This is a genomic window from Magnetospirillum molischianum DSM 120, assembly GCF_000294655.1.
Lineage (GTDB): Bacteria > Pseudomonadota > Alphaproteobacteria > Rhodospirillales > Magnetospirillaceae > Phaeospirillum > Phaeospirillum molischianum.
Genome location: NZ_CAHP01000001.1, coordinates 226,600 through 252,153, shown reverse-complemented (window position 1 = coordinate 252,153; position 25,554 = coordinate 226,600). Strand labels below are relative to the sequence as shown.

At 61.8% G+C, this 25,554-nt stretch carries 27 protein-coding genes and 1 tRNA gene; 18 read left to right on the top strand and 10 right to left on the bottom strand.

Annotated features, from left to right (window positions below):
- The first annotated feature begins 50 nt into the window (after positions 1-50).
- Together PHAMO_RS01230 and PHAMO_RS01225 are read left to right on the top strand one after the other, a co-directional pair.
- On the top strand, positions 51-1,838 hold the full coding sequence (locus PHAMO_RS01230; protein ID WP_002725589.1) for a M3 family oligoendopeptidase: 1,788 nt from the start codon (positions 51-53) through the stop codon (positions 1,836-1,838).
- 77 nt (positions 1,839-1,915) lie between these two features.
- Positions 1,916-3,862, top strand: a complete 1,947-nt coding sequence (locus PHAMO_RS01225; RefSeq protein WP_002725586.1) for a YgiQ family radical SAM protein — start codon at positions 1,916-1,918, stop codon at positions 3,860-3,862.
- Positions 3,863-4,171: 309 nt separating this feature from the next.
- Here the strand turns inward: PHAMO_RS01225 and pufA (PHAMO_RS01220) are convergent, their stop codons facing one another.
- The 4 genes from pufA (PHAMO_RS01220) to pufB (PHAMO_RS01205) form a co-directional block, all read right to left on the bottom strand.
- Positions 4,172-4,345 carry a light-harvesting antenna LH1, alpha subunit gene (gene pufA, locus PHAMO_RS01220; protein ID WP_002725584.1) on the bottom strand — a complete coding sequence of 58 codons (174 nt, stop codon included), beginning with the start codon at positions 4,343-4,345 and terminating at the stop codon, positions 4,172-4,174.
- Between the two features lie 29 nt (positions 4,346-4,374).
- Positions 4,375-4,515, bottom strand: coding sequence for a light-harvesting antenna LH1, beta subunit (pufB, locus tag PHAMO_RS01215; protein ID WP_002725582.1), 141 nt, complete (start codon positions 4,513-4,515; stop codon positions 4,375-4,377).
- 820 nt (positions 4,516-5,335) lie between these two features.
- Positions 5,336-5,509, bottom strand: coding sequence for a light-harvesting antenna LH1, alpha subunit (pufA, locus tag PHAMO_RS01210; RefSeq protein ID WP_002725578.1), 174 nt, complete (start codon positions 5,507-5,509; stop codon positions 5,336-5,338).
- A 30-nt stretch (positions 5,510-5,539) separates the two neighbouring features.
- Entirely contained in the window at positions 5,540-5,683 is a 144-nt protein-coding gene (gene pufB / locus PHAMO_RS01205; protein WP_002725576.1) for a light-harvesting antenna LH1, beta subunit, read from the bottom strand.
- A 587-nt stretch (positions 5,684-6,270) separates the two neighbouring features.
- Between pufB (PHAMO_RS01205) and PHAMO_RS01200 the strand changes: the two genes are divergently transcribed.
- From PHAMO_RS01200 to PHAMO_RS01185, 5 genes are all read left to right on the top strand, one after another.
- Entirely contained in the window at positions 6,271-6,642 is a 372-nt protein-coding gene (locus PHAMO_RS01200) for a response regulator (protein ID WP_002725572.1), read from the top strand.
- The gene (locus PHAMO_RS01195) at positions 6,639-7,259 is read left to right on the top strand and encodes a chemotaxis protein CheC (RefSeq protein ID WP_002725571.1); all 621 of its coding nucleotides are present in this window, start codon (positions 6,639-6,641) and stop codon (positions 7,257-7,259) included. The genes PHAMO_RS01200 and PHAMO_RS01195 overlap by 4 nt, the downstream gene beginning before the upstream one ends.
- An 8-nt stretch (positions 7,260-7,267) precedes the next feature.
- Positions 7,268-9,775 (top strand): sensor domain-containing protein, encoded by a 2,508-nt coding sequence (locus tag PHAMO_RS01190; RefSeq protein WP_002725569.1) that lies wholly within the window; start codon positions 7,268-7,270, stop codon positions 9,773-9,775.
- 62 nt (positions 9,776-9,837) lie between these two features.
- A complete protein-coding gene (locus PHAMO_RS19200) occupies positions 9,838-9,993 on the top strand; it encodes a hypothetical protein (protein WP_002725567.1) in 156 nt (51 codons plus the stop codon).
- Between the two features lie 71 nt (positions 9,994-10,064).
- Positions 10,065-10,481 (top strand): hypothetical protein, encoded by a 417-nt coding sequence (locus tag PHAMO_RS01185; protein ID WP_002725565.1) that lies wholly within the window; start codon positions 10,065-10,067, stop codon positions 10,479-10,481.
- A gap of 30 nt (positions 10,482-10,511) precedes the next feature.
- Here the strand turns inward: PHAMO_RS01185 and PHAMO_RS01180 are convergent, their stop codons facing one another.
- Together PHAMO_RS01180 and PHAMO_RS01175 are read right to left on the bottom strand one after the other, a co-directional pair.
- Entirely contained in the window at positions 10,512-11,324 is an 813-nt protein-coding gene (locus tag PHAMO_RS01180) for a universal stress protein (RefSeq protein ID WP_002725563.1), read from the bottom strand.
- A gap of 75 nt (positions 11,325-11,399) precedes the next feature.
- Entirely contained in the window at positions 11,400-14,945 is a 3,546-nt protein-coding gene (locus PHAMO_RS01175; protein WP_051002337.1) for a hybrid sensor histidine kinase/response regulator, read from the bottom strand.
- Between the two features lie 47 nt (positions 14,946-14,992).
- Between PHAMO_RS01175 and PHAMO_RS01170 the strand changes: the two genes are divergently transcribed.
- Positions 14,993-15,526, top strand: a complete 534-nt coding sequence (locus PHAMO_RS01170) for a hypothetical protein (RefSeq protein ID WP_002725559.1) — start codon at positions 14,993-14,995, stop codon at positions 15,524-15,526.
- Between the two features lie 90 nt (positions 15,527-15,616).
- Here the strand turns inward: PHAMO_RS01170 and PHAMO_RS01165 are convergent, their stop codons facing one another.
- Both PHAMO_RS01165 and PHAMO_RS01160 read right to left on the bottom strand, forming a co-directional pair.
- Positions 15,617-17,134 carry an acetyl-CoA hydrolase/transferase family protein gene (locus PHAMO_RS01165; RefSeq protein ID WP_002725557.1) on the bottom strand — a complete coding sequence of 506 codons (1,518 nt, stop codon included), beginning with the start codon at positions 17,132-17,134 and terminating at the stop codon, positions 15,617-15,619.
- Between the two features lie 177 nt (positions 17,135-17,311).
- Positions 17,312-17,875 carry a DUF2155 domain-containing protein gene (locus PHAMO_RS01160; protein ID WP_002725555.1) on the bottom strand — a complete coding sequence of 188 codons (564 nt, stop codon included), beginning with the start codon at positions 17,873-17,875 and terminating at the stop codon, positions 17,312-17,314.
- A gap of 328 nt (positions 17,876-18,203) precedes the next feature.
- Here PHAMO_RS01160 and PHAMO_RS18235 point away from each other — a divergent pair, with 328 nt between their 5' ends.
- From PHAMO_RS18235 to PHAMO_RS18800, 8 genes are all read left to right on the top strand, one after another.
- A complete protein-coding gene (locus PHAMO_RS18235; protein WP_002725554.1) occupies positions 18,204-19,292 on the top strand; it encodes a response regulator in 1,089 nt (362 codons plus the stop codon).
- Between the two features lie 15 nt (positions 19,293-19,307).
- Entirely contained in the window at positions 19,308-20,033 is a 726-nt protein-coding gene (gene pxpB / locus PHAMO_RS01150) for a 5-oxoprolinase subunit PxpB (RefSeq protein ID WP_002725551.1), read from the top strand.
- Positions 20,030-21,094 (top strand): 5-oxoprolinase subunit C family protein, encoded by a 1,065-nt coding sequence (locus PHAMO_RS01145; protein ID WP_002725549.1) that lies wholly within the window; start codon positions 20,030-20,032, stop codon positions 21,092-21,094. Before pxpB ends, PHAMO_RS01145 begins: the two co-directional genes overlap by 4 nt.
- Before the next feature lie 31 nt (positions 21,095-21,125).
- Positions 21,126-21,362, top strand: coding sequence for a DUF1178 family protein (locus PHAMO_RS01140; protein WP_002725547.1), 237 nt, complete (start codon positions 21,126-21,128; stop codon positions 21,360-21,362).
- 91 nt (positions 21,363-21,453) lie between these two features.
- Entirely contained in the window at positions 21,454-21,792 is a 339-nt protein-coding gene (locus PHAMO_RS01135) for a hypothetical protein (RefSeq protein ID WP_002725545.1), read from the top strand.
- A gap of 75 nt (positions 21,793-21,867) precedes the next feature.
- On the top strand, positions 21,868-22,368 hold the full coding sequence (tpx, locus tag PHAMO_RS01130; RefSeq protein ID WP_002725543.1) for a thiol peroxidase: 501 nt from the start codon (positions 21,868-21,870) through the stop codon (positions 22,366-22,368).
- A 28-nt stretch (positions 22,369-22,396) separates the two neighbouring features.
- Positions 22,397-22,729, top strand: coding sequence for a cysteine-rich small domain-containing protein (locus PHAMO_RS01125; RefSeq protein ID WP_002725541.1), 333 nt, complete (start codon positions 22,397-22,399; stop codon positions 22,727-22,729).
- A gap of 12 nt (positions 22,730-22,741) precedes the next feature.
- The gene (locus PHAMO_RS18800) at positions 22,742-23,110 is read left to right on the top strand and encodes a cysteine-rich small domain-containing protein (protein WP_081504426.1); all 369 of its coding nucleotides are present in this window, start codon (positions 22,742-22,744) and stop codon (positions 23,108-23,110) included.
- A gap of 94 nt (positions 23,111-23,204) precedes the next feature.
- On the opposite strand, the gene PHAMO_RS01120 is transcribed toward PHAMO_RS18800, so the two are convergent.
- The gene (locus PHAMO_RS01120) at positions 23,205-23,399 is read right to left on the bottom strand and encodes a hypothetical protein (RefSeq protein ID WP_002725536.1); all 195 of its coding nucleotides are present in this window, start codon (positions 23,397-23,399) and stop codon (positions 23,205-23,207) included.
- A gap of 168 nt (positions 23,400-23,567) precedes the next feature.
- Here PHAMO_RS01120 and PHAMO_RS01115 point away from each other — a divergent pair, with 168 nt between their 5' ends.
- Positions 23,568-24,524, top strand: a complete 957-nt coding sequence (locus PHAMO_RS01115) for a lysylphosphatidylglycerol synthase transmembrane domain-containing protein (protein WP_002725533.1) — start codon at positions 23,568-23,570, stop codon at positions 24,522-24,524.
- A 46-nt stretch (positions 24,525-24,570) separates the two neighbouring features.
- Here PHAMO_RS01115 and PHAMO_RS01110 read toward each other — a convergent pair whose 3' ends face one another.
- Positions 24,571-25,242, bottom strand: a complete 672-nt coding sequence (locus PHAMO_RS01110; protein ID WP_040565999.1) for a glutathione S-transferase family protein — start codon at positions 25,240-25,242, stop codon at positions 24,571-24,573.
- Positions 25,243-25,439: 197 nt separating this feature from the next.
- On the opposite strand from PHAMO_RS01110, the gene PHAMO_RS01105 reads away from it, so the two are divergent.
- Positions 25,440-25,515 (top strand) — tRNA-Lys (locus PHAMO_RS01105).
- Positions 25,516-25,554 lie beyond the last annotated feature (39 nt).

Below are 25,554 nucleotides of genomic sequence, written 5' to 3'. Positions count from 1 at the left end.
CCCCTGCTACAGTGATACCTATATTTGCGACCGGCACAAGGAGACAGCGCATGACTCATAAGGCTTCCGCAGTTGCGAACAACCAACTTCCCGAATGGGATCTCTCCGATCTGTATCCGAGTCCTGAATCGTCACGCCTAAAGGACGACATCGCCACTGCTTTTGAAGCCGCAAAGACATTCGAAAAACACTATTCCAGTACGCTACACGAATTGAACGGTGCCGTTTTTGGTGCCGCGCTGATCGAATATGAACGAATCGGTGACATTTTGGGACGGATTATGTCCTATGCGCAACTCTTGTATGCGGCGGATGTTTCCGACCCAGAACGCGGTCGCTTTTATCAAGGCATGCAGGAACGAGTCACCGAGATTTCCAGCCACACTCTGTTTTTCACGCTGGAGATCAACCGGCTTGACGATGCGACTCTAGAGCGGCTGCTGGCCGCGCCCGAGGCGCAACGCTATGCGCCCTGGCTGCGCGACATCCGGGTCTTTCGCGAACATCAATTGTCCGACGAACTGGAAAAGATGCTGCACGACCTGCATGTCGTCGGCACCGCCGCCTGGCACCGCCTGTTCGACGAGACGATGGCGCGGCTGCGCTTTCCGATCGGCGGCCGCGACCTGACGTCGGCCGAAGCGCTGAACCTGCTATCCGACACTGACGGAGCCAAGCGCAAGGAAGCGGCGAAGTCGCTGGGTCGGGTGCTGGGTGAGAACGCGCCGCTGTTCGCGCTGATCACCAACACGCTGACCAAGGAAAAGGAGATCGACGACCGCTGGCGGCATTATCCCCGCCCGCAATCCTTTCGTAACCTGTCCAATCAGGTCGAGGATCATGTCGTTGATGCCCTGGCCGCCGCGGTCAAGGATTGTTACGGCGAATTAGCTCACCGCTATTATGCGCTGAAAGCGAAATGGTTCGGGGTCGAGATGCTCGATTACTGGGACCGCAACGCGCCCCTGCCCGACGATGACGACCGGCTTTATAGCTGGGACGAGGCCCGCGACATCGTGTTGGGAGCCTATGGCGCGTTCTCGCCCGAGATGGAAGCCTTGGGACGCCGCTTCTTCGACAATAACTGGATCGACGCCCCCACACGCCCCGGCAAATCGCCCGGCGCGTTCGCCCATCCCACCGTGCCGTCGGTTCATCCCTACCTTCTCGTCAATTTCATGGGCCGTACCCGCGACGTGATGACCCTGGCGCATGAATTGGGGCACGGGGTACATCAGATCCTGGCCGGTAGTCAGGGCGGATTGATGTCCGACACACCGCTGACCCTGGCCGAGACGGCCTCGGTCTTCGGCGAGATGCTGACCTTTCGCGCCTTGCTGGAACGCGAGATCGATCCCCGGCGGCGGCGGATCATGCTGGCCGGCAAGGTCGAGGACATGCTCAATACTGTCGTGCGCCAGATCGCGTTTTACGATTTCGAATCGCTGGTACACGAAGAACGTCGCCAGGGCGAGCTGTCGCCGGAACGGATCGGCGAATTGTGGATGCAGGTCCAGACCGACAGCCTGGGACCGACATTCCGCTTCGATGAGGAATACAAGAATTACTGGACCTACATTCCTCACTTCATCCACTCTCCCTTCTATGTCTACGCCTATGCTTTCGGCGATTGCCTGGTGAACTCGCTCTATTCCGCCCATGCCGGCGGAACCGTTCCCAGCTTCCCCGACCGCTATCTCGACATGCTGCGGGCGGGAGGCACATTGCGCCACGGCGACCTGCTGGCCCCGTTCGGGCTGGACGCCGCTAATCCCGATTTCTGGCGTCAAGGGCTGGACGTCGTGATCGGCTTCATCGACGAACTGGAGCGGATGTAAGGCGCGTGGAGACTCTTTCGCTTCCCCCCACCCTGTTCTCGCGGCCGAGGCCGCGCCAACCGGCTCCCCATCTACCAATGACCCGCGCCGAGATGGATCGGTTGGGGTGGGAGCGTTGCGACGTCGTGTTGGTCACCGGCGATGCCTATGTCGATCACCCCAGCTTTGGGATGGCGGTGATCGGCCGGGTTCTCGAAGCCGAAGGCTTCCGGGTGGGAATCATCGCCCAACCGGATTGGAGCGGACCCAACGCCTTCGCGGCGCTGGGACGGCCCCGACTGTTCTTCGGCGTCACCGGGGGCAACATGGATTCGATGGTCAACCGCTATACTGCCGACCGTCGCATCCGCTCCGATGACGCCTATACCCCCGGCGGCGAAGGCGGCAAACGGCCCGACCGCGCCGTGATCGTCTATGCCCAGCGCTGCCGTGAGGCATTTCGTGACGTCCCCATCGTACTGGGCGGGATCGAAGCGTCCCTGCGCCGTGTCGCTCATTTCGACATCTGGTCCGAGAAGCTGCGCCGCTCGATCCTGCTTGATGCCAAGGCCGATCTGCTGGTGTTTGGTAATGGCGAACGCGCGGTAATCGATATCGCCCACCGCGCCGCACAAGGCGAGTCTCTCCGTGCGATGGGCGATATCCGCGGCACGGCCACCGTGCGCGACACAGTTCCCGATGGGTGGACCGTGATCGATGAAAGCGGACTGGACGGGATTCATCCCCCGGCCCCTTCCGCCGCCGATTCCGACCGAACGGTGGTGCGGTTGCCCTCGTTCGAACAACTTCGCGACGATCCAGTGCTGTACGCCCATGCAACCCGAGTGCTGCATGCCGAAACCAACCCGTTCAACGCCCGCGCATTGGTGCAGCGCCACGGCGATAAAGATGTGTGGCTGGCCCCGCCGCCCCTGCCGTTAGCCACCCCAGATCTCGACGCCGTGCACGAGCTTCCTTATGCCCGCGCTCCCCATCCCGGCCACGGCCAGGGCCGCATTCCCGCCTGGGAGATGATCCGTTTCTCGGTCGCGATCGTGCGGGGCTGCTTCGGCGGTTGTACCTTCTGTTCGATCACGACCCACGAAGGCCGAATCGTCCAGAACAGGTCGGCCGAATCGGTACTGCGCGAAATCGCCACCATCCGTGACTGCACCGCCGGATTCACCGGCGCGATTTCCGACCTCGGCGGCCCAACCGCCAACATGTGGCGGCTGGGATGCGGCAAGCCTCGCGCTCAGGCTAAGTGTCGGCGGCTATCGTGCCTGTTCCCGGCCCCCTGCCCTTCGCTGGTCACCGACCACGCGCCGCTGGTGGCGCTCTATCGCGCCGCCCGCGCCGTGCCGGGAATCCATACCGTCTCGGTCGCCTCGGGCGTCCGCTACGACATCGCCCTGCACAGCCCGGCCTATGTTGATGAACTGGTCCGCCATCATGTCGGCGGCACCCTGAAAATCGCCCCCGAGCACACCGAACCGGGGCCGCTGTCACTGATGATGAAGCCGGGGCTGGATGTGTTCGAACGCTTCCGTGCCATGTTCGAAGCCTCGGCACGGCGGTCGGGAAAACGGCTGCGACTGATCCCCTATTTCATCGCCGCCCACCCCGGTACCACCGACGAAGACATGCTGAACCTTGCCTTGTGGCTAAAGCGCAACGATTACCGCCTCGATCAGGTCCAAACCTTCCTGCCCTCGCCGATGACCCTGGCGACCTCGATGTATCACAGCGGCCACAACCCGCTCCGCCCGGTACAGCGCGACGAGGGAACGGTCTTCACAGCCAAAGGACTGCGCCAGCGCCGCCTGCACAAAGCGTTCCTGCGTTGGCACGATCCCGAAAACGCCCCCATCCTGCGCGAGGCGTTGATGCGGATGGGCCGAGCCGATCTGATCGGTTCCGGCCCTCATCATCTGGTGCCCAGAGGCGGAACCAGACCGTGCCACGCCGCCATACCGCCACGCCGCCCGCCGCCGCTGGCGAAAGGCAAAATGGCTGGGCGAGGAAAAAAACCGGATTCGCGATAGGGTTCGTGTCTTTCGCGCCTTAATACAATCGGCCAGTGAACTGGCCGATTGTATTGCCCCTCGCCGGGTGGGCGCATCCGCAATCATCATTGCACACGAAAGCAGCCGGGAGAGACCGGACAACCTTGTTTCGAAGTATGATGGTGGTTTCTGCGCCAAGCGCAGAGGACGGGCATAACCCGCGCTTCGTCATACTGACGAAGGGAGGAAGCCGCCGAAGCGACCCCTGAAAAAGCTACGGACGGGACCGAGCGCTACGCTCAAGTCCCGTCCGCAACCCGTTCAATAAAACACTCTGTTAAGAGTGAATTACTTCACGGCGCTCTTGGCAGCGCCCAGGGCGATCCAGTTGAAGCCCGGAACGGCCAGAACGGCGGCGTGAACGGAGATCGCCACGACAACGGCGACAACCCAAATCACGGGCAGCCAGGTCGACGGATTGATGACCAGCCAAATCTTGTAGTCGTCTTTCGGATTGCTCATAGGATTATCCCCCTAAGAAAAGTCGAAAATCAGAACCAGGGCTTCCAAACCCACACCAGCACGTGCGCGACGGCGGCGAGGATCAGGAACGCAGAGAAGGTGGTCTTGAACTGGTCATTGACCTCAACCGCTTCTTCTTCGGTCAAACCCGACAAGCTTCTTTCAGCCATGTTTTGAACTCCAAGATAATGGGGGGCAGCGGCGGAACTCGTCGCTGCAAGGCCTCATTAACGGACTGTAATCTTGCACCGACGCCCCTCTCTGTCAATTCGATTTTGCCCTGACGCAAAACTTTGATCTTCCCTCGCGGAGGAAAACCGAAGGCGCGGGAAGGACACCTTATATTAAGGGTAAAAACTTCCAGAAAGCATCCCCTTACGTCGCAAACGTATCGCGCTGATTCTACCTGAGCGGAGCAATGCTCTGAGAATTTTAACACGCCGTAATGGTGCCAGAGATCACTGCGCAAGGCACTCGGAGCGCCTACGGGATCAAAGTAGCCGCCTTAACTCTTGCGAGCATTGGTCCTGTGGCCAGAGAGCAACGCCCGGCGAGGCGCTCGCGAATCATATAAGGACGACAAACGCAAGCGATCGACAACGGCATGCCTGAGACAGCACCGAATGCCGGGTACCATCCAGCGCGCGGACGCGCGACAGCGGGATTCTACGGAGAGAGACAGGAAAATTGTGCCTGAAAGACCAGAGACTGGCAGATCTTAGATCCGCATCACGCTCTAGGCATTTATGAAGCGCCTCGCCGAGGGGCCGGGCACTGGCCCCGCTTGGGCGCCGCCTTAAATGGCGGCTGGAGCGCCTTGCTTCAGCTTTAAAGCTTGAATGCGCCCCGTATTCTCTAGATCGTGGATATCCGCCAAGGCAGGGGCAGACGATGGTGCAAGCGCACCCTTAAAATAGCTGCGGACGGAACCGAGCGAAACGCTCAGGATCCGTCCGCAACCGTTCAGTAAAGCACTCTGTTAAGAGTGAATTACTTCACGGCGCTCTTAGCGGCACCCAGGGCGATCCAGTTGAAGCCCGGAACGGCCAGAACGGCGGCGTGAACGGAGATCGCCACGACAACGGCGACAACCCAAATCACGGGCAGCCAGGTCGACGGATTGAGGACCAGCCAAATCTTGTAGTCGTCTTTCGGATTGCTCATAGGAAAATCCCCCTAATGAATTGGTCTAAATCAGAACCAGGGCTTCCAGACCCACACCAGCACGTGCGCGACGGCGGCGATGATCAGGAACGCGCTGAAGGTGGTCTTGAACTGGTCATGGAACTCGACCGCTTCCTCTTCGGTCAGGCCCGACAAGCTTCTCTTCTCAGCCATGAGTCTACACTCCAAAGTGGTTGCCGCGCACGTCCCGCGCGGCTGGGCCTGTCATGGCAAACCACGCCACGACAAACTCTTCAGTTGAACAGACTAAACTATGCCTGCCAACATTTAACCCTTCGCTGGAGCGCTGCCTCCCACTCCGGGGCGGAACCGGCTAAGGCCGCTCCACGTCCCATTGTTGGCGCGCATCACTGCTTCGCCGTTTCATGTGCCCGACCTTAGAGCACATTACGGCTGAAATCCGCAACGACACGGGGCGTGTGTCAAAAGAAACATGTGCCGCAGACACGATAATAGATCGGGATACACGGAATTAACCTTAACGCATCGCCGATCTGCCGTTCGCCTGGGCATTCCCCTTGACCGCCCCTCGATAACGGAACGTACTGTTGCATCGACGTCTGGTGGTGTCAATTTGATTTTATACCCTACCCCAGAATGGCGGGAAGACCAGCTGTCGGCGCGGGCACCCAACTTAGAAGGACTTTACGCTTGCGGCGAGCCTCTGGCTCAATCATAGAATCACGATGTCCTCACTGCGGAGATTGCGCAGCTTGGGGGCCGCGAGGAGAGATCATAGTATGACCGACATGACGATTCTGCTGGTCGACGACAGCCGGGTCGCGCGGATGATGACCGGAGCGGCGATCATGCGTTTGCGCCCAAACTGGCGGATCGTCGAAGCAGCCAGCGGCGAGGAGGCTCTCGCCGCCGCCGCCGCCGCCGCCCCCGATTTCGTTTTGATGGATGTTAATATGCCGGGCATCGGCGGCATGGCCGCAGCCACATATCTGCGCAGAGACTACCCCCAGGCCGCCATCAGCCTGTTAACCGCCAACATTCAAGACCCCATCCGCGAACAGGCTGATCGCATTGGAGTGGGATTTTTGATAAAGCCATTACGTGAGGATGCCCTCGCCCACTTCCTCGACAGCCGAGAGGATCCATCATGACGTCCATCATTGGCGAGATCGAGCACGATGCCGTCACGGAGATTCTGAACATCGCCGTGGGGCAAGCTGCCGCGTCGTTGTCGCGGCTGGTCGAGGACGAAGTAACGCTGTCAGTGCCTTTCGTTGAATTCCTCTCTCCCGACCAGAGTGCCATCCGGCTGGACGAAGCCACCGGCGGCGGGTTGTCGGTGGCGGTTCGCCAGGAATTCCACAGCAGCTTCTCCGGCGACATCCTGCTGATTTTCCCCGAACGGAAAAGCCTTGATCTGGTCCGCTCGATGCTGGCCGACACCGTTCCGCTCGACCAGTTGACCGAACTGGAGCAGGAGGCGCTGATCGAGGTCGGCAACATCATCCTCAACGCCTGCCTGGGCAGTCTGGCCAACCAGTTGGGCCTGACGATCGAAAGCTCTCTCCCGACCTATGTCTGCGGGCGTGGCGCCAGCATCCTCGACAGCAAGAACGTCGAATCCGAGCTGGTGATGTTCCTTCAGGTTGATTTCTCGGTCGCGGCAAAGGGCGTGCGGGGCTATCTTGCCTTCGTGATGGATATCGTCTCGGCTCACAGCTTCGCAGCAACGGTTTCCGCCTATGTTGCACGGGTCATGGCGGGATAAATCAGCCGATGGCCGTAAGTCCTTTGTTACAAACCCTGTCCGATGCTGGCGAAATCGGTCTGGTTTTGCTCGCCTCCGACCGCAGCATTCTCCTGTGGAACGCCTGGATGGTGCGGGCGTCGGGCGTTCAGGCCGAAGACGCGATCGGGTCAAGGCTTGACGATCTGTTCCCAATCGTCGCCACGACCCGGATCGGGCCGGCGATCGATCAGGCCCTGGACGAAGGTCTGTCGGCGCTGCTGTCTTCGTCGCTGAACAAGACGCTGTTCCCGCTGATACGCCGCGCCGGCGACCCCGACCGCCCCGAGCCAATGCACCAGATCGTGGTGATCCGCCCGCTCGACGACGAAGGCCGCCGCTGTTGTCTGATCCAGGTGTTCGACATCACCCCGATGGCCGCGCGCGAAACGGTGTTGCGCCGCCAAGCGCGGACGATGGAAGCTCTGGCCGACAATTACCGCCTGTCGGAATTACACAACCGCGCCATCGTCAACAACACCGCCGACGCCATCATCACCTTTGGCGAGGATGGCAGCATCGGCACCTATAACCCGGCTGCGGAGCGGATTTTCGGCTATTCGCCATCCGAGATCGTTGGACACGACATCGCCGCCCTGATCCCCGAACTGGCTGGTCCCACCGGAACGATTGTTACCGCTCCCTATCTCGACCACCGCACCGAAGTCACCGGCGTCCTGAAAGGCGGGGCGCGGCTGTTCCTGGAATTGTCGCTGTCGTCGATGCAACTGGGCGGCCAGGATCTGTTCATAGCGATCGGCCATGACATCACCGCCCGCAAAGCCAACGAGGAGGAGTTGCGTCAGCAGAAGGAATGGCTGATCACCCTCATCAACGCCCTGCCCGATCTGGTCTGCTTAAAAGACGGTAGCGGGCGCTGGCTGATCGCCAATCGGGTCTGCCTCGAAATGGTCGGACTGCGCGGCCGGGATTACGTCGGTCGCAGCGCCCGTGAGCTGTCGCGGCTGACACCGGAACATCACGACTTCCTGCTGGCGACCCGCGAGACCGACGAGACGGCATGGCGCGAGGGCCGTACTCTGACATTCGAACTCTCGATGCCCTCGTCCAGCGGGCCGCGCGTGTTCGACATGACGAAAGTACCGCTGTTCACCGCCGATGGTGGCCGCCGTGGGCTGGTGGTGGTCGGGCGCGACATCACCGAACGCAAGTTGAGCGCCGCCCGCATCCAGCACCTCGCCCATCACGATTCGCTGACCGAACTGCCCAACCGCGCCCTGTTCCAGGAGCGGCTGCGTCAGGCTCTGGCTCATGGACGCCGCACCAAGACCCGGCTGGCGCTACTGTTCCTCGACCTCGACAAGTTCAAGGACGTCAACGATACGCTGGGGCACCATATCGGCGATCAATTATTGACGGCAGTGGCACGGCGGCTGACCCGCTGTCTGCGCGAGACAGACACCGTTGCCCGACTGGGCGGCGATGAGTTCGCGGTGATTTTGACTAATCTGGCCGATGCCGAAGGTGCCAGCCATGTCGCCGACACCATCATCGCCAGCCTGTCCGAACCGTTCGGGCTGGAAGATCACGAGGTTCTGACCAGCACCTCAATCGGCATCACTCTTTACCCCGATGACGCCGAATCAGCTGACCAGTTGCTGAAGAACGCCGATCTGGCGATGTTTCATTCGAAGGCCCAAGGCCGCAACGCCTATCATTTCTATGTCGCCGCGATGGATGCCGAGGTCCAGGCCCGCAAGGCGATTGAGCGCGACATGCGTCTGGCGCTTGGCACTGACCAGCTTGAACTGCATTACCAGCCGCTGCTCGACCTCAAGACCGGCGAGATCGTCGGCTGTGAAGCATTGCTGCGCTGGCGTCATCCCACCCTGGGCTGGGTGCCGCCCGCCCACTTCATCCCGATCATCGAGCGCACCGACCTCATCACTCCGCTCGGCCGCTGGATTCTCCATCGCGCCTGTCTTCAGGGCCGCACCTGGCTGCGCCAGGGGCTGGGACCGATGCAGATCGCAGTCAACCTGTCTCCGGTCCAGTTCAAGCACAGCCCGACCTTGCTGGCGATGATTGCCGATATTCTGGACCAAACCGGATTCGCCCCCGAATATCTCCAGCTCGAAATCACCGAGGGCATCGCGATGCAGAACGTCGAAAACACTATCGAAGTTCTGCAATCCTTGCGAAGGATGGGTGTTCTGGTTTCTATTGATGATTTCGGCACCGGCTATTCCTCGCTCAATTATCTGAAGCGCTTCCCTGTCGATAAGCTGAAAATCGACCGCTCGTTCGTCATCGATATCGGCCAGCACCCCGATAATGCGGCGGTGGTCAAGGCAATCGTCGATCTCGGCCACTCACTCGGCACCCGCGTCAATGTCGAGGGGGTCGAAAACCGCAGCCAGCTTGACTTCCTACTGGCCCGAGGCGTCGATGAAGCGCAGGGCTTCTATTTCAGCCGCGCCATCCCCGCCGACGATTTCGCCGCACTGGTCCGTCAACGTCGCGACTGGCTGACCTGACCGCCCTTTCGCACCTGCAAAAAACGTGTAATCATCCTGGACTGGGATTTAATGAGGACGTCATGACCCTGTCGGTCCAGGACATCACCGTCGCTGCCATCGTTTCCATGGCTCTGGTCGGGGCATTCATCCTGTTCAGCGCATGGCGGTACGCTCTCCGCATTGAGCGCGCCGCCGAAAAGAACGATGACGACAAAGAGTTGTCCCCCGCCACCTGACCGTCTGCCTTCCTCCGCATTGTCACGCCGTATCCTTGGCCGTATCCTCACGGAAACGGCAGGGGGAATCGATGAACTGGTCGCGCGTCCAAATAGCTGTGTTGCTGGTGCTGGGACTGGCAGCGATGGTGTGGGCGACATGGCCCCCGTCCCAGGTTGCCCTGAACGACCACTGTGAGCCGCAGCAAGGCCCGCCCCAACTATCCGCAACCCTGTATCCCGGTCCATTCTGGCGTGGCCAGCTTGACGCAATCGCCGCCGAACGCAGCGACCTGATGGCTCAACCCGCCCGCCGGACCCGGCTGGAAGAAGAATCCGCCCGACAAACCGGCGGTATCGAAAGCCGGATGAACCGCCTGTCACGCGACGAAACCGACGACCCCGCTGAAAAGGAACGACGCGAAGCCGCGCAGCAATCAACCCGGATGCGGCGGCTTGCTTGGCTATTCCTATGCGAGACCGAAATCCGCCAGCGCCAGGAGCGCTGACGAGGAGCCTGTGCCCCGGCGTAAATCCCGTTAATGCGCCATCAGGACCGGCACCGTCATATGGGATAAGACGTAATGCGTCCCACTGCCGCGCTTCAGCGACAGAGCGCCGGGGCTTTGGGCTCCCATCACCACCAGATCGGCCCCCAAATCGCAAAGCCGCGACAGCAGCATATCCATCTTACCGATCTGCTCGCCGGACAGATGCTCCGAGTTCGCCTTGATTCCCCAGATGGCAAGATGATCGACAATATCGACATGCGGCACCTCGGGCAGGGTCCGCACATCCTCGTGCCCACCGCGTAACGACAGAACCGTCACCGACATCGCCCCGGCCAACAACGGCAGGGAATCGGCCAAGGCACGGGCCGCTTCGCGGCTGGCGTTCCAGGCGACCGCGACACGCTCGCCCAGGGTGGCGAAAGTTCCGCTGTGCGGCACCACCAGCACCGGCCGACCGGAATTCAAGATGACATGCTCGACCAGATCGTCGGGAACCAGGGACGATTTCGGCTCGGCCTGCCCCATCACCACCAGATCGGCAAAACGAGCACAGAATGTTGTCTCTCCCAGCACATGGCCGGGTTCGCCATGGGCGAGTTGCCACCATCGGCCATCGATTCCGGCAGCGGCGACCGCCGCCTCGAATGCGGCGCGGACGACATCGCGGGCGGCGATCAGAAAGTCGCTGGCCTGATGCGCCACCACGCCGGGAGTAAAGCTGTCGACTCGGGCGAACAACCCGGTCAGCCGGGCACCGAACCGCCGCGCCAACCCGATCGCCAGGGCCAGACGCACGCGGCAGCGGTCACTGTCGTCGAGATGAACCAGGATATCCTTCATTGCCCTCCCCCCCCTCTTTCCCTCTCTCGTCATTTCACAGTGAAAGCCATCCTCGCTGCCGTCAATCAGGAGCGATCACAACGCCGACACCGTGCCCTCGGTTTCGGCAAAAGCAGCCTGCGCAAGAGGTAAGGCCGCGACAGCGACGGCGAGATCCGCCTCGGCACAGGCCGCCTCGATCACGGTACAGTGCCGAGCGAAACGGATCGCCCCGGCGCTATACGCCGCGCCCTTGGCGGAGTGAGCGGCTTCGCGTGCCGTCACCGCATCGCCATCGGCCAGGGCATCCGCCATCGCGTCAACCTGCGGGCGGGTCGTGTCGATGAACAGCGTCAACATCTCGCGAGCCTCGTCTCCAATCGATCCGAACAAACTGCGCATCGGTTCAAGGTCGAGCACCGGCGGCTCGGCCTCGGATGGCGGCGTGACAACAGGCACGACGGAAGACCGACGGCGGCGCAGCGGCTGGGCAGCGGGCAGAAGGTGACGCAGGGTCGTGTCGAGTTGGGCAAGATCGATCGGCTTGGCCAGGAATCCATCCATCCCGGTATCCTGGCAACGCCGCGCGGTTCCTGACAAGGCGTCGGCGGTGAGGGCAACGATAGGCATTCGCCGTCCAGTCTCGATTTCGGCCTCGCGCACCCGGTGGGTCAGCTCGTACCCGTCCATCTCGGGCATGTGGCAATCGGTCAGCAGCAAGCCGAAATCGCGGATACGCATCCGCTCCCACGCCTCGGCTCCGTTGGCGACGATTTCGCAGGCATAACCCAGCCGCTCCATCAGATGGCGGATCACCACCGTATTGGTCGGATTATCCTCGGCGATCAGGATCAGCGCCCCGGCAGCGGCAGCTTCGGCGACGGAAGGAGCTTCAAAAAGGGCTTCCGCCTCGGCGAGGCTGTCACCGCCCGCGGCTTCCTCGTCGAGACAGCCGCGTCCGGCAGCGGCGGCAACCGTTCGCCACAAGGCGCGACGACGTACCGGCTTGGGCAACAGCGCGAACAGACCGGCGGCTTGGGCCTGAGCGGCGGACAGACCGCCGGACTCCTCCATCATCACCACTCGCGTGCCCCCCTCGGCGGCGGCAATCTGCATCAGCGCTCCGGCCAACCCCAGACGCTGGCGGTAATCCTGACCGCCATCGAGCAGCATGACATCGTAGCTCCACCCCGCCAGTGCCGCCGCCCGCACCGCCGCCAGCGCCCCCTCGGTCGTGACCACGACCGCAACCTGAGCGCCGAGATGGCCGAGATAACGGCGCAAGCCATCGGCGGCCACCGGCCCCTCGGCCAACACCAGAACGGCGATTCCGGCCAAATCGGGACCGGGTTCGGGGGCCGGGTCGGCTACGTCGAGCGGCACGGTAACGCGGAAGGTCGAGCCGCGCCCCTGAAGCGTCTCGACCGCAATCTCGCCCCCCATCAGTTCGACCAGACGGCGACAGATCGACAGCCCCAGACCAGTTCCGCCATAGCGGCGGGAAATGGTGGCGTCGGCCTGCATGAAAGGCTCGAACAATCGCGCCTTCTGCTCGTCATCCAGACCGATCCCGGTATCGGTGACCGACAGCGTTAAAGCCAGCGGCCGGGCGTGCAGGTCGGAGGTCTCGACCGAAAGACGGACATAGCCGCTATCGGTGAACTTGATCGCATTCCCGGCCAGATTGGTGACAATCTGGCGCAACCGCACCTGATCGCCCAGCACGCGGGCCGGAAGGTCGGGATCGACATGGGTGATCAGGCTGATCCCCTTTTCCCGCGCACGCGGAGCCAGCAATTCGGCCACCCCCTCGATTTGATCGACCGGCGAGACCTCCATCACCTCCAGCGGCAAACGCCCGGCCTCGATCTTCGAGAAATCGAGGATGTCGTTGATGATGGTCAGAAGCGACGTCGCGGAATCGCGGATCACCCGCGACATCTCATGCTGCTCGGGCGGCAGCGGCATATCTTCCAGCAGACGGGCCATCGTCAAGACCCCGTTCATCGGGGTTCTGATTTCATGGCTCATGGTCGCAAGAAACAGCGACTTGGCCTGATTTGCTTCCTCGGCCATCCGCTTGGCCTCGGCCAGGGCGGCTTCTTCTTCCTTGTGGCGCGAGATATCGATCGACGAGACGATGACAGCTTTCTCGCCATCCATCTCGATCTCGGCCGCCGACAGCATCGCCCAAAAATCATGGCCGTCACGAGGCCGCATCCGGCATTCGAAACCCGTGACGAAACCGTAGCGGCCAACCAGTTCGACCAGACGACACAGATTGCCCGGATCGGCATAGACATTAGAGGCATCCAGACCGATGGCCTGGAGATCGGGCACCCGATACAGTTCGGTCCAGCGCGGATTGACCAGGATCACCCGGTGGTCGGCAACCGTTGAAATCGCCAGCGCCAACGGAGAGGTGTCGAGAATGCGGCGCAGCCGGTTCTCGCTTTCCATCAGCGCCTGAGTTGAATCGCTGACCTTTGCCATCGCATCGCGGAACACCACCAACTCGGCGGCCATGTCGGCGATTTCATCCTTACCGCCGCCAAGGATCGGAGTGTGAAAGTCGCCCTGCACGATCCGATGCATCGACTCGGCCAACCCGGTGAGCCGTGCCACCAGATTGCGCCCGAGATATAGCCAGACGAACAGCAACGGACCGATCACGGTCAGCATCGCCACCGCCAGCAAAGTGTAACGGCCGTTCAGCACCGCCGCCTCGGCGCGGCGTTCGTTGTCGGCGGCATCGGTCTCGGCGGCCGAGACCAGCCGCCCCACCGCCGAAGACGTCCGCGCCACCAGATCGCGACCTTCATCGTTGGCGGCGGACAGGCGGGCGATCGTCAGCATCTGGAGCGTGCGCAGTTCGAACACGTTTTCCGCCCCGGTCCCCAGCGCCAGCACCCGGCGGGTCAAGGCCCGCGCTCGATCCGCCCCCGGCCCCACACCGATCTCGTCGGACAGCAACGCCAGACGGCGCACCTGCTCGTCATAGGATTGGCGCAAATCGCCGACTTTTTCGAGGTCGGGCGCGGTCACCGTCTCGCGCAGGATGGTCGAGGCCAGCACCACCGCCGCCAGCAACTGGTCGTTATTCAGCCATTCGACCGAACCGCGAACCTCGATATCCAGTTGAGAAATCGCCTCGGCGCGGGCGCGGGCGCGCTCGGACAATTGCAGCCGCCGATCGACCAGGATATTGCGATCGACCACATTGTCGGCAAAAGAGGCGATCATCGAGCGCAATTCCTCGACCCGGCCCTGATCGGTCGCCGCCCCAGCTAAACCGTCAAGCAGACCGAGCAATGCCTCGGTCTGCTGTTGTAGCGCGACGAAATTACTCTGACGCTGGAACTGCGACATCGACCCGTCCAGCGCTGGCGCTGCCGCCGCCAGCCGCGCCGTCGCCTCGGACAGCTTCAGAGCGTTCGAAACGCTGGGCAGGTTGGTGCGGGTCATCGCCGCCAACAGCCGCTCGATCTCGGTATAGCTGAACCAGGTCAGACTGGCCCCGAACAGGATCATCGCCCCGACGATGCCAATCGCCACCAACAGCTTGGCGCGGATACCGAATCGCCAGCCTCCGGCCGCCCGCCCCGGTCGCGGCGGAGTCCCTTCCGGCCCGTTCTGCGTCATCGCGCCCGGCACCCGATCCCGTCCTCCGCTTTTCTTCCCGTCCCATCATGCCCGAGGCGGGACCGTGGGCAAAGCCCGGCGGCGTCAAGGCTTTGCCGAAGCCCCCCACCGCGTGCTACCAGTTCGCTTCCGGCGAACCGGATCGGGTTCGCTCCGATCGCAAGGGGGGAGGAATGGGGACAGCCTACGTCGCCAAAAGCAAAAGTCTGCAAGCCTGGGGCGGAGATGTCGGGCTCGGAAAGCATCTGTATAAACTGGGCTATCTCGCCGATGGCACGCCCGCCGATCATCTGGACCAAGGACTGGCCGGGGCCTCCGACTGGGTGGTGGTAACCGCCCGCCCCGCCGAAGCCGTATCCGAAACGGCGATTTTGGAACGGATGGCGCGCAAGGAAAAGATGGTCGATCCCGCCTATTACCCCCGTTTGAAGGGCGAGGCCGGGATCGTCAAAGTCAATCCCGGTTCGGTCGAAAATTCGATGCGCATTCGCTTCGCTTTGGAGAACGGACGCGAGATCAACGAGATCAAGGTCAAACCGGCGGACATCGCCCGCTATTTGCTCGACAACGCGCTGGGCTGACAGGACGATCCGAGCACTGAATATGGGTAAAAAACAGGGGCGCCCCCTTGCGGGAGCGCCCCTTTTTTTCGTCCGCATTGCCTACCGAATTTACTCGGCCGCCGCCGCCTTCGGCGGAGTGACCAGCATGCTGCCAGTCCGCTGGGCGTTGAGGTGCCAGGAGAAGGCTTCCTCGATCAGATGCGGAGTGTGACCACCGCGTCCGACCGCCCGCTTGTAATAATCGCGGGCAAGGTCGCGATAGGTCGGATGCATGCAGTTCTCAATGATCAGCGAAGCGCGCTCACGCGGAGCCAGCCCGCGCAGATCGGCCAGCCCCTGCTCGGTCACGATCAGATCGACATCGTGTTCGCAATGATCGACATGGGTAACCATCGGCACGATCGAGGACAGTTTGCCGCCCTTCGCGACCGACTTGGTGACGAACACCGACAAATAACAGTTACGAGCGAAATCGCCCGAACCGCCGATGCCGTTCATCATGTGGGTGCCATTGACGTGGGTCGAATTGACGTTGCCGTAGATGTCGGCCTCAAGCGCGGTGTTGATGCCGATCAGGCCGAGACGACGGATCACCTCGGGATGGTTCGACACTTCCTGCGGACGCAGCACCAGCCGGTCCTTATAGCGCTTCACGTCACCGAAGAATTTGCGCGCACAGTCGCCCGACAGCGACAGGGCCGACCCCGAGGCAAAGGTCATCTTGCCCGCGTCGAGCAGTTCGAAGGTCGAATCCTGCAACACCTCGGAATACATCGTCAGATCGTGGAACGGGCTGTCGATGAATCCATGCAACACGGCATTGGCGATCGAGCCGATACCGGCCTGAAGCGGCTGGAGCGAGGTCGAGAGACGGCCCTTGCGCACTTCGTTGCGGAAGAACTCAACCAGATGCCCGGCGATGGCGTTGGTTTCCTCGTCCGGCGGCGTGATCGTCGCGAACGAGTCCATCTTTTCGGTAATCACAATCGCGGCAATGCGCGAGGGATCGACCGGAATATAGGGCAGGCCGATGCGGTCGCTGGGAGTCATCAGCGGGATCGGCTCGCGGTGGGGACGCCGGGTCGGGATATAGACGTCGTGGAGACCGACCAGATCCATGCTCTGATGGATGTTGATCTCGACGATGATCTTTTCCGCCAGAATTGCGAAGGTGGCGGAATTGCCGATCGAGCTGGTGGGAATGATCCCGCCATCCTCGGTGATCGCCACGGCCTCGATCACAGCCACGTCGATCTTCGGCAACTGGCGCGACCGCAGCATTTCGACGGTTTCGGACAGATGCTGATCGACGAACATCACTTCGCCGGCGTTGATCGCCTTGCGCAGCACCGGATCGGCCTGGAAGGGAAGCCGACGCGACAGCACACGGGCCTCGGCCAGGGTCTTATCAATGTCGCTGCCCAGGCTGGCGCCCGTCATCAGGCTGATCTTCAGCGGCTGCTCGGTGGCTCGTTCGGCCAGAGCCATGGGCACAACCTTGGCGTCGCCGGAACGGGTAAAGCCACTCATCCCGACGGTCATGCCGTCCTGAATGTGCATGGCGGCTTCTTCCGCACCAACCACCTTGCCCCACAGCGACTTGAGCTGGATACGATCTCTATACATGCACGGCGGCTCCACACAGATGTCCATTACGGATCTTTACCCCCCCGTCACCGCTACCACCAATGTCGAATAGGCAGGTTGCACATTCGCACGAGGGGCTTGCGTCCGCACCAGAAATCGATATTTTATTTCGCCGCCCAGGCTGAGAAGAAACTATGTTGCGCTGCGCCATAAAAATCAGCGCCCCGGAGCCCCACGGCAATCCAGCACCCAGATATCGTAAACCGGATGTTCCATCGCCGACAGCGCCGGGCTGGACGCGAACATCCAGCCGCGGAACAACTCCGCCGTCGGCTCGCCCGGCCGCAATTCCCAGATGTCGAGAAAAGCCGCACTTTCGGGCTGATCCTCGGGCGGACGCTTCTTACAGGCACGGGCAATGATCTCAAGCGACCCGAAACGAACCGGCTCGCCAACCGGGGCCTCAATCGTCATAACCCGAGCGCTAACCTTGTCCAGCCCCTGAAGCACCGCGATCTGGAACGGCAGATCGGCACCAAGATGAATCGGGGGAGGCGGTAACGCCGGAGCAGGGGGAGCGACCGGCGCGGGCGGCTGGAGCGGCGGCCGCAGCACGACAGGAGCCTGCGCCGCCGGTTCCGGGAACGCTCCCGGCTCCAGGGATTGAGTCAAACCGGGCAACGGCGCGGCAAAAAACGCGACTGCACACAAAACCGGCAAGCGCAAATCGATAAAAGCCCGTTCAAGCGCTCGCAGGTAAAAAGCCATAGTCGTAGGCATACGACGATCTCCCCCTTCTTATCCCGTCCCCTGCCAGGAAGGAACGGACGGCGCAAGGTAACCGGCACAACAGGCGACGGGAAGTCTGATCCACTCTTAACCCCACAAACCGGAGCCAACGCAACCGGGGAGGATCGCCGAATCGAGCAATTCCCCCTACGCGGAGACCCCCCGACGTTTCGATTAGACAAGGCTTAATTAGTTACAATATGAGTAAGTTTATTCTTATTTCGGAGCCTACGTTAGGTCTATCTTCAGGCTCCGCACCCAGCACCGGCCTATAACTTTAGTCTGGTCTAACCCCATAATTCGGCCCATGTCTGCACCAATGCACGTTCCGCTCATTTCCGTTATCGACGGCAACGCCGCCAACCGCGCGAAAGTGGCCGACGTGTTGATGTCGATGTACCGGGTCAACCAATATCCCGATGCCGAACGGGGATGGCACGGTCTCCGTGTCGCTCCGCCGCGGGTCGTCCTGATCGACGACGAGATTCCGCCCCATGGCGGTTTTGCCCTCGTCAACCAGATGCGGCTGGAGCCGGTTCTGGCCAACGTCGCCGTGGTGATCGTCACACGTCACGATAAAGAAGAGATCGCCCAGACGCTGGAGCAATGCGGCGCCAAAGCTTGCCTGTCGAAACCCTATGGCCGAAACCATCTGATCCAAACGATATCGTCGCTGATCAACCAAGAGGTAGAAGCGCAATGGAATGATCTGGAGGAACCGTCCCGTCTGGCGCTGAGGGGCACGGTCAAGATCTTCAACGACATTTCTGAGTCGATTGCCGCAGGCGAGCCGGTACCGTTCATTTCGGTCAAAGATGCCTGCGCCCCCCTGGTCGATGCAATTGGCACCAACGATGTTCGGGATATTCTCGACGGGGTAAAGGAGCATGACAATTACTCCTATGCCCACAGCCTGAGGGTCGCGACCCTGCTGTCGCTGTTCGGCCACACGCTGGGACTGCCGCGCGAGGATTTGATGATGCTCGCCAGCGGCGGATTGCTGCATGATGTCGGCAAGGTGGCGATTCCCCACGAAGTCCTCAACAAACCGGGCCGTCTGACCGATCCCGAGTTCGAAGTGATGAAGGGACACGTTACCGAAACCCTCCGCTATCTGGACGCGGGCAACGCCATCCCAAAGCCAGTGCGGATCGTTGCCGCCCAGCATCACGAAAAGCTGGATGGCACCGGCTATCCGCACGGGTTACATAAAGGCGAACTGAACGAACTCGCCAGAATGGCCTCAATCGCCGACGTGTTCAGCGCCTTGACTGACCGCCGGGTCTACAAACCCGCGATGGAGGCTGAAAAGGCCCTAACCCTGATGACCGAGCAGATGATCCATCATCTCGACCAGCATCTCGTCCGCCTGTTCCGCACCATGCTGCTGGACGCGGTGCACACATAGGAAGGGCACACAGACGTGCACCCGCCCCGCATCACCAGCCTGGGCGATACCGCCTTTAATATCGAGTATGGCGACGACCTGAGCCTGGAGGTCGGCGTCCGGGTCACCGCCTTGAACGCCGCCGTCCTTTGTGCCCGCGACCAGGGCGAACTGACCGGATTGGTCGAGACGGTCCCGACTTTCCGGTCGCTCCAAATCGTCTACGATCCGTTGGTCACCAGCCGCGCAGTCCTGGAAGCCGCATTACTGGCGCTCGACGCCCAAATCGCCCGATCCTCTTCCCCCCCGTCACGACGATGGCGATTGCCGGTTTGCTATCGGGGGGAGTTCGCCCCCGACCTTACGGCCGTCGCGACGGCAACCGGCTTATCCTGCGATGCGGTGATTGCCCGTCACTGCGCCCCCGATTACACCGTCCGCATGCTGGGGTTCCTGCCCGGTTTCGCCTATCTGACCGGGCTCGACCCCGCCCTTCGCCTGCCGCGCCGCAGCGATCCCCGGACTCGTGTTCCCGCCGGATCGGTCGCGATCGCCGACACCCTGGCGGCAGTGTATCCGAGCGACAGCCCCGGCGGCTGGCATCTGCTCGGACGCTGCCCCCTGCCGTTGTTCGATCCCTCCGCCACGCCGCCGGTGCTGCTTTCGGCCGGAGACAGGGTTCGGTTCGAGCCGGTCGAGCCGGATTGCTTCGCCGCATTGGCGGCCGTCCGCCCCTCTCCAGAACCAGACCAGACGGCATGAGTCCAAGCCTCGACGTGCTGCGGCCAGGACCGCGCACCAGTCTCCAGGATCTGGGACGAACCGGGTGGCGGGCGATGGGCCTTCCGGTGTCCGGAGCAATGGACCGGATCGGATTGCGCCTTGCCAACGCCCTGGTCGGCAACCCTCAGAACGAAGGGTGTCTGGAACTGACCCTATCCGGGCCATTGCTCCGAATCGAGACGGACTCGGTTCGTATCGCAATCGCGGGTCCGGCGCGATTGACCCTGACGACAGCCAGAGGGGAGCAGCGCACTCTGTCGCCCGACCGCTCGTGGCGGCTTGGACGGGGCGACCTCCTTGAGATCGGCCCGATCATCGGCAGCGCGGTCGCCTATCTGGCGGTCGAAGGCGGATTCGCCATCGATCCGGTGCTGGGTAGCCTGTCAACCCATCTCGGCGCCGGTCTGGGACCGCTGGGAGGGCGGGCACTCGGCCCTGGGCTGCTGCCGCTGCGCCGAGCCGAAGCCGGATCGGGACCGGATCTCACCCTGACTCGCCCCCTGCCCTACGGCGACGGGCCGATCCGGGTCATTCCTGGACCGCAGGCCGAAGCGTTCACCGAAGCCTCACTCGCCACTCTGCTGTCGTCTTGTTATCGGGTCGGCATGCGCTCGGATCGAATGGGCATGCGGCTGGAAGGCCCGAAACTGGTCCATCGCGCCGGGGCTGATATCGTTTCGGACGGGATCGTCGCCGGATGCCTTCAGGTTTCCGGCGACGGCGGGCCGATCCTGCTGTTGGCCGATCATCAGACCACTGGCGGCTATGCCAAGATCGCCACCGCGATCTCGGCCGATCTGCCCCGCCTTGGTCGCGCCGCGCCGGGAGACCGTCTTTTCTTCCAGGCCGTGACGGTCGAACAGGCCGAAGCGGCCCGGCGCGACCAGGAACGCGCTCTACTGACCGGCCTTAATGCGCTTGCCCCGGTCGCGGAAGTCGGTCGGATCGACCTGTCCGCGCTCTATAGGGCCGAGCTGATTTCAGGCGTGGTAACCGGCGACGATGAGCCGGTTGCGCGGCCCGAGGCGGGAGCTATATAACCAGTCGGCTTCAAGCAAGGAATAGACCACGATGATTCTCTACCGCCTGCGCTGCGCCCACGGTCATGAATTCGAGGAATGGTTTTCCAACGGTGCCGAATATGACAGTCGCGCCGCCGCCGGATCGCTGGCCTGCCCCGAATGCGGTGGCACCGACATCGCCAAGGCGATCATGGCCCCCAATCTCGGCCGGGCCAAAGCCGCCGATCCCGCGCCGATGTGCCCGCCCCAAGGCTGCGGTGGCTGCGCTTTCGCCAACCAGCACTGACGGATATTGCGACCGGGGTGATTTCATCCCCTCTTAACCGCTATCTGTCAGACTGAGCCTCCGCCCTCCTATCCCTATCGGCCCGATAACAATGTTTCAGTCCAGTCCCCATGTCGAAAGGCAACGACTGCGCCGTACCGGCGATCGGGCGGTAACAATCGGCTGCGTGATCTGGCTGGTGGCGTCGGGCTGGCTGTTCTTCGGCACTGTGCCGCCCGAAATCGTCGATAACCATACGTCGAAGGCGATGCAGCAGCGGATGCGGGTCTGTGAAGGCACCTTCCAGCAACGCTTCGAGTGCAAACAAGCCTTTCTCCTCTCCGGCGAACGCTGGGGGTTCGCCGTTGCGATCAACCGGCTGATGCTGATGTGCGCCCCGGCGGTGACGGCCTGGATCGTGTGGTCGATATTGCGGCGCAGGATCGCGTAACCTTCCCTCGTTGCTCCGAAGCAGGGGATCGGGCACAGTCGAGGTTCCCGAATCCATTACGGAGAAAACACCCTCATGGCGACCATCACCCTTCAGGGCAACCCCATCCACACCGTCGGCGACCTGCCTGCGACCGGAACCCCCGCCCCGGATTTCCTCCTGACTGGAACCGACCTTGCCGATGTCGGCCTGAACGCCTTTGCTGGCCAGACGGTCGTGCTGAACATCTTCCCTAGCGTCGATACGCCCACGTGCGCCGCCTCGGTGCGGCGGTTCAATGCGGAGCTGAACACACTGGGAACCGTCGCGGTGCTGTGCATCTCGGCCGACCTGCCCTTCGCCCAAGCCCGGTTCTGCGGGGCCGAAGGGCTGGAGCGCGTCAAGCCGTTGTCCGATCTGCGCGACAAGGGCTTTGGCGACCGTTACGGCTTGCGGATCGTCGATGGCCCGCTGGCCGGGTTGCTGGCCCGCGCTGTGGTGGTGATTAAGGACGGCCAGATCGTCCACACCCAGTTGGTCGCCGAAATCGCCGACGAACCCGACTATGCCGCAGCCCTGGCTGCGGTACGCGGCTAGAGCAAAACAAGACAGCGGAGAAGTGCCCGTGGAACCAAAGGACAGCACCGCCAACGAAGCCTTCAAGGGCTTCACCAACAGCGACTGCCCGTTCTATCCCTGCCATCAGGGGGTGAAGCGGGCCTTCAACTGTCTCTTCTGCTATTGCCCGCTCAGTGCGTTTGACTGTCCGGGACCGTACAAGGCGTTCACCAGCAAGAACGGGGTGCGGCGAAAGGATTGCTCTGCCTGCACCCTCCCCCACGATGGGCACACTCAATCCTGGGCCTTCATTCAGAAATGGCTGGCCCAGCCGGTGCTGTGGGACGGCGGCGAACAGACCCGTCCCTGGCCACGCGAGTCCGAAAACGCGAAGGACTGACGATCGTCCGCCCTGAAGAACGGCCAGGACAAAAAAACACCCCCTTCTCCCAGAGAGAAGGGGGACGGACGTAACGAAGCCTTCAAGGGCTTCACCAACAGCGACTGCCCGTTCTATCCCTGCCATCAGGGGGTGAAGCGGGCCTTCAACTGTCTCTTCTGCTATTGCCCGCTCAGTGCGTTTGACTGTCCGGGACCGTACAAGGCGTTCACCAGCAAGAACGGGGTGCGGCGAAAGGATTGCTCTGCCTGCACCCTCCCCCACGATGGGCACACTCAATCCTGGGCCTTCATTCAGAAATGGCTGGCCCAGCCGGTGCTGTGGGACGGCGGCGAACAGACCCGTCCCTGGCCACGCGAGTCCGAAAACGCGAAGGACTGACGATCGTCCGCCCTGAAGAACGGCCAGGACAAAAAAACACCCCCTTCTCCCAGAGAGAAGGGGGACGGACGTGAGGATGGACGCTTCCGCCTTATTATTGCCGAAGCCCCAATCCCTCGACCTCGGCAATAGCGGCAGCATCCTCCAGCCCCGTCATCGAAGCGAGGAACATTGCCGCGGCGGTCACCCCCTCACGATGCGCCACTTCGGTAGAACGACCCTGCGCCAGAGATTCCGAATAGGTTTCATCATAAGCCTCGGCAACCATTTTCGCGGTACTATCGTCCATCGGCGAGACCAATCCCCCTCATAAGGTAACGACCGGAGGATATCGCCGTCAGAGCAGCGTTTCCACTGCTGTTTCACCCCCGTGACCAGGACTGTGGTGCGGTATCTACGCAACATGATTTCGTGATATAGAAGCCGTCTTTTCGCGTCTGATGCGGTGATGATGTCAATGGTAAAGCGGTGGTTGCCCTGGTTGTTAAAGGGGTCTTTTTCCGTCGGATTGATCTGGTTTGTCTTTAGCAAGATCGACCTGGCATCAGCCTGGACACAGGCTCGGACCCTTGACCCGGCGATGCTGTTCCTCGCCTTGGCGCTTGGATTGCTTCAGGTCTGGCTGGGTGCCGTCCGCTGGTGGCTGGTGCTGCGGGCGCTGAAAGCCACATTCACCACCACTCAGACCTTCATCGTCTATTATATCGGGGTGTTCTTCGCGATCATCCTGCCCGGTGCCGTCGGTGGCGATGCCGTACGGATGTGGACGGCGCGGCGGTCGGGCATGTCTCTGGCCGCCAGCATCAATTCGGTGATGCTGGAACGCGCCGCCACCGTTCTGGCACTGGTTCTACTGGTCGCCGCAACTCAGCCGCTGCTGCTGTCGCGGACACCCAACATCCCCGGAAGCTGGGTCTTCCCGGTACTTTCGGTACTGGGGTTGATCGGGATTCTCGTGCTTTCGGTGTTGGATCGGCTGCCTTCATCGCTACACCACTGGCGAATTGTGCGCGGTTTGATCCATCTGGCTGGCGATACCCGCCGACTGTTCTTTCACCCGGCCTGGGGCGGCGCAACGCTCATAGTCGCGATGTTGGGCCACGCCAATCTATCGTTTCAGGTTTATGCGCTGGCGCTCGGCCTGGGCCTCGACGTCTCGCTGATCGACTGTCTGGTGCTGGTGCCGCCGGTGATCCTGATCATGACCCTGCCCATCTCGATCGCTGGATGGGGGTTGCGCGAAACCGCGATGGTCGTCGCGTTCGGCTATGTCGGCGTTGAACCCCACTCCGCCCTGGTGCTGTCTGTGCTGTTCGGACTGGTCTCGACCGTCACCGCCCTGCCCGGTGGGGTGGTCTGGCTGCTATCCGATATCCGCAAACAGAAACAAGACGAACTGGCTGCTGGAAATTAGGCATGCCCCACCTAGAGATGGCTCCACTCAAACGGAAGAGCCATCTTTAGAAATCGAGGTCCGCATAATGGCGCGGGGCAGGCATGCCGGGGAGATGGTCGGCCAGTAGCGGGCGGAAGCTGGGACGCGATTTGACACGAGCGTACCAGTCCTTGGCTGCGGGATGATCCTCCCACGGCACGTCACCGATAAAATCCAGACAGGAGAGCTGGACGGCGGCGGAGATGTCGGCAAGCGAGAACGCAGCCCCAGCCAACCAGGCACGGCGTTCAGCCAACCAGCCAATATAATCGAGATGAGCGTGAATCAGCGAGAAGGCCAAACGGATTCGGCTTGAATCCGGCTCGGACTGACGAGAGCCAAGACGGCGAAACACTTTCTGCCCGACCAGATTGTCGGTGACCTCGTTATAGAACTTGTGACCGAACCAACCGACGAGCCGACGGGCCTCCGCGCGTGGCACGGGATCGGCTGGCAACAGCGGCGGATCCCGATGAATCTCATTCAGATATTCGGCGATAGCCACGGCATCGGCCAGAACCGTGCCGTTGCCCTCAACCAGGACAGGAACCTCGCTGGAGGGGTTGAGAGCAACGAATTCTGGACGCGCTTCCCAGAATTTTTCGATCTGCGCCTCGAACTCCAACTTCTTCTCGCCGAGAACAACGCGAACCAGACGCGAGAACGGGCACAGTGGGTGATGATACAGGGTTCTCATGCCGTCTTCTTTAACGCTTTTTTCCACGTCCCACCAGAGGGGGAGACGCATTGTCGCCGCACGACACCTCCACCATGCGCACACCTGAACAGGAACAAAAAAACTCCCCACCCCTGTGTTTTTTCGCTTGCGCCGGATCGCGGAGTTCCCTATAAACCGGGCCTCCGGTGATCGCCGCTCACATTGAACGGCACTTCGGGCGCGTAGCTCAGTTGGTAGAGCAGCTGACTCTTAATCAGCGGGTCCACGGTTCGAGTCCGTGCGCGCCCACCAAAAAACCCCAAGAATCTCTATAGATTCTTGGGGTTTTTT

Bases quoted from the DNA above. Each gene is read 5' to 3' on its own strand.
- PHAMO_RS01180 (WP_002725563.1), bottom strand. From the start codon at position 11,324: ATGAAGGATATCCTGGTTCATCTCGACGACAGTGACCGCTGCCGCGTG.
- PHAMO_RS19200 (WP_002725567.1), top strand. From the start codon at position 9,838: ATGACCCTGTCGGTCCAGGACATCACCGTCGCTGCCATCGTTTCCATG.
- PHAMO_RS01190 (WP_002725569.1), top strand. From the start codon at position 7,268: ATGGCCGTAAGTCCTTTGTTACAAACCCTGTCCGATGCTGGCGAAATC.
- PHAMO_RS01195 (WP_002725571.1), top strand. From the start codon at position 6,639: ATGACGTCCATCATTGGCGAGATCGAGCACGATGCCGTCACGGAGATT.
- PHAMO_RS01200 (WP_002725572.1), top strand. From the start codon at position 6,271: ATGACCGACATGACGATTCTGCTGGTCGACGACAGCCGGGTCGCGCGG.
- PHAMO_RS18235 (WP_002725554.1), top strand. From the start codon at position 18,204: ATGCACGTTCCGCTCATTTCCGTTATCGACGGCAACGCCGCCAACCGC.
- PHAMO_RS01145 (WP_002725549.1), top strand. From the start codon at position 20,030: ATGAGTCCAAGCCTCGACGTGCTGCGGCCAGGACCGCGCACCAGTCTC.
- PHAMO_RS01165 (WP_002725557.1), bottom strand. From the start codon at position 17,134: ATGTATAGAGATCGTATCCAGCTCAAGTCGCTGTGGGGCAAGGTGGTT.
- PHAMO_RS01140 (WP_002725547.1), top strand. From the start codon at position 21,126: ATGATTCTCTACCGCCTGCGCTGCGCCCACGGTCATGAATTCGAGGAA.
- PHAMO_RS01230 (WP_002725589.1), top strand. From the start codon at position 51: ATGACTCATAAGGCTTCCGCAGTTGCGAACAACCAACTTCCCGAATGG.
- PHAMO_RS01185 (WP_002725565.1), top strand. From the start codon at position 10,065: ATGAACTGGTCGCGCGTCCAAATAGCTGTGTTGCTGGTGCTGGGACTG.
- PHAMO_RS01110 (WP_040565999.1), bottom strand. From the start codon at position 25,242: ATGAGAACCCTGTATCATCACCCACTGTGCCCGTTCTCGCGTCTGGTT.
- pufB (WP_002725576.1), bottom strand. From the start codon at position 5,683: ATGGCTGAGAAGAGAAGCTTGTCGGGCCTGACCGAAGAGGAAGCGGTC.
- PHAMO_RS01115 (WP_002725533.1), top strand. From the start codon at position 23,568: ATGGTAAAGCGGTGGTTGCCCTGGTTGTTAAAGGGGTCTTTTTCCGTC.
- PHAMO_RS01120 (WP_002725536.1), bottom strand. From the start codon at position 23,399: ATGGACGATAGTACCGCGAAAATGGTTGCCGAGGCTTATGATGAAACC.
- PHAMO_RS01225 (WP_002725586.1), top strand. From the start codon at position 1,916: ATGACCCGCGCCGAGATGGATCGGTTGGGGTGGGAGCGTTGCGACGTC.
- pufA (WP_002725584.1), bottom strand. From the start codon at position 4,345: ATGAGCAATCCGAAAGACGACTACAAGATTTGGCTGGTCATCAATCCG.
- PHAMO_RS01175 (WP_051002337.1), bottom strand. From the start codon at position 14,945: ATGACGCAGAACGGGCCGGAAGGGACTCCGCCGCGACCGGGGCGGGCG.
- PHAMO_RS01170 (WP_002725559.1), top strand. From the start codon at position 14,993: ATGCCCGAGGCGGGACCGTGGGCAAAGCCCGGCGGCGTCAAGGCTTTG.
- PHAMO_RS01135 (WP_002725545.1), top strand. From the start codon at position 21,454: ATGTTTCAGTCCAGTCCCCATGTCGAAAGGCAACGACTGCGCCGTACC.
- PHAMO_RS01160 (WP_002725555.1), bottom strand. From the start codon at position 17,875: ATGCCTACGACTATGGCTTTTTACCTGCGAGCGCTTGAACGGGCTTTT.
- pufA (WP_002725578.1), bottom strand. From the start codon at position 5,509: ATGAGCAATCCGAAAGACGACTACAAGATTTGGCTGGTCCTCAATCCG.
- tpx (WP_002725543.1), top strand. From the start codon at position 21,868: ATGGCGACCATCACCCTTCAGGGCAACCCCATCCACACCGTCGGCGAC.
- pufB (WP_002725582.1), bottom strand. From the start codon at position 4,515: ATGGCTGAAAGAAGCTTGTCGGGTTTGACCGAAGAAGAAGCGGTTGAG.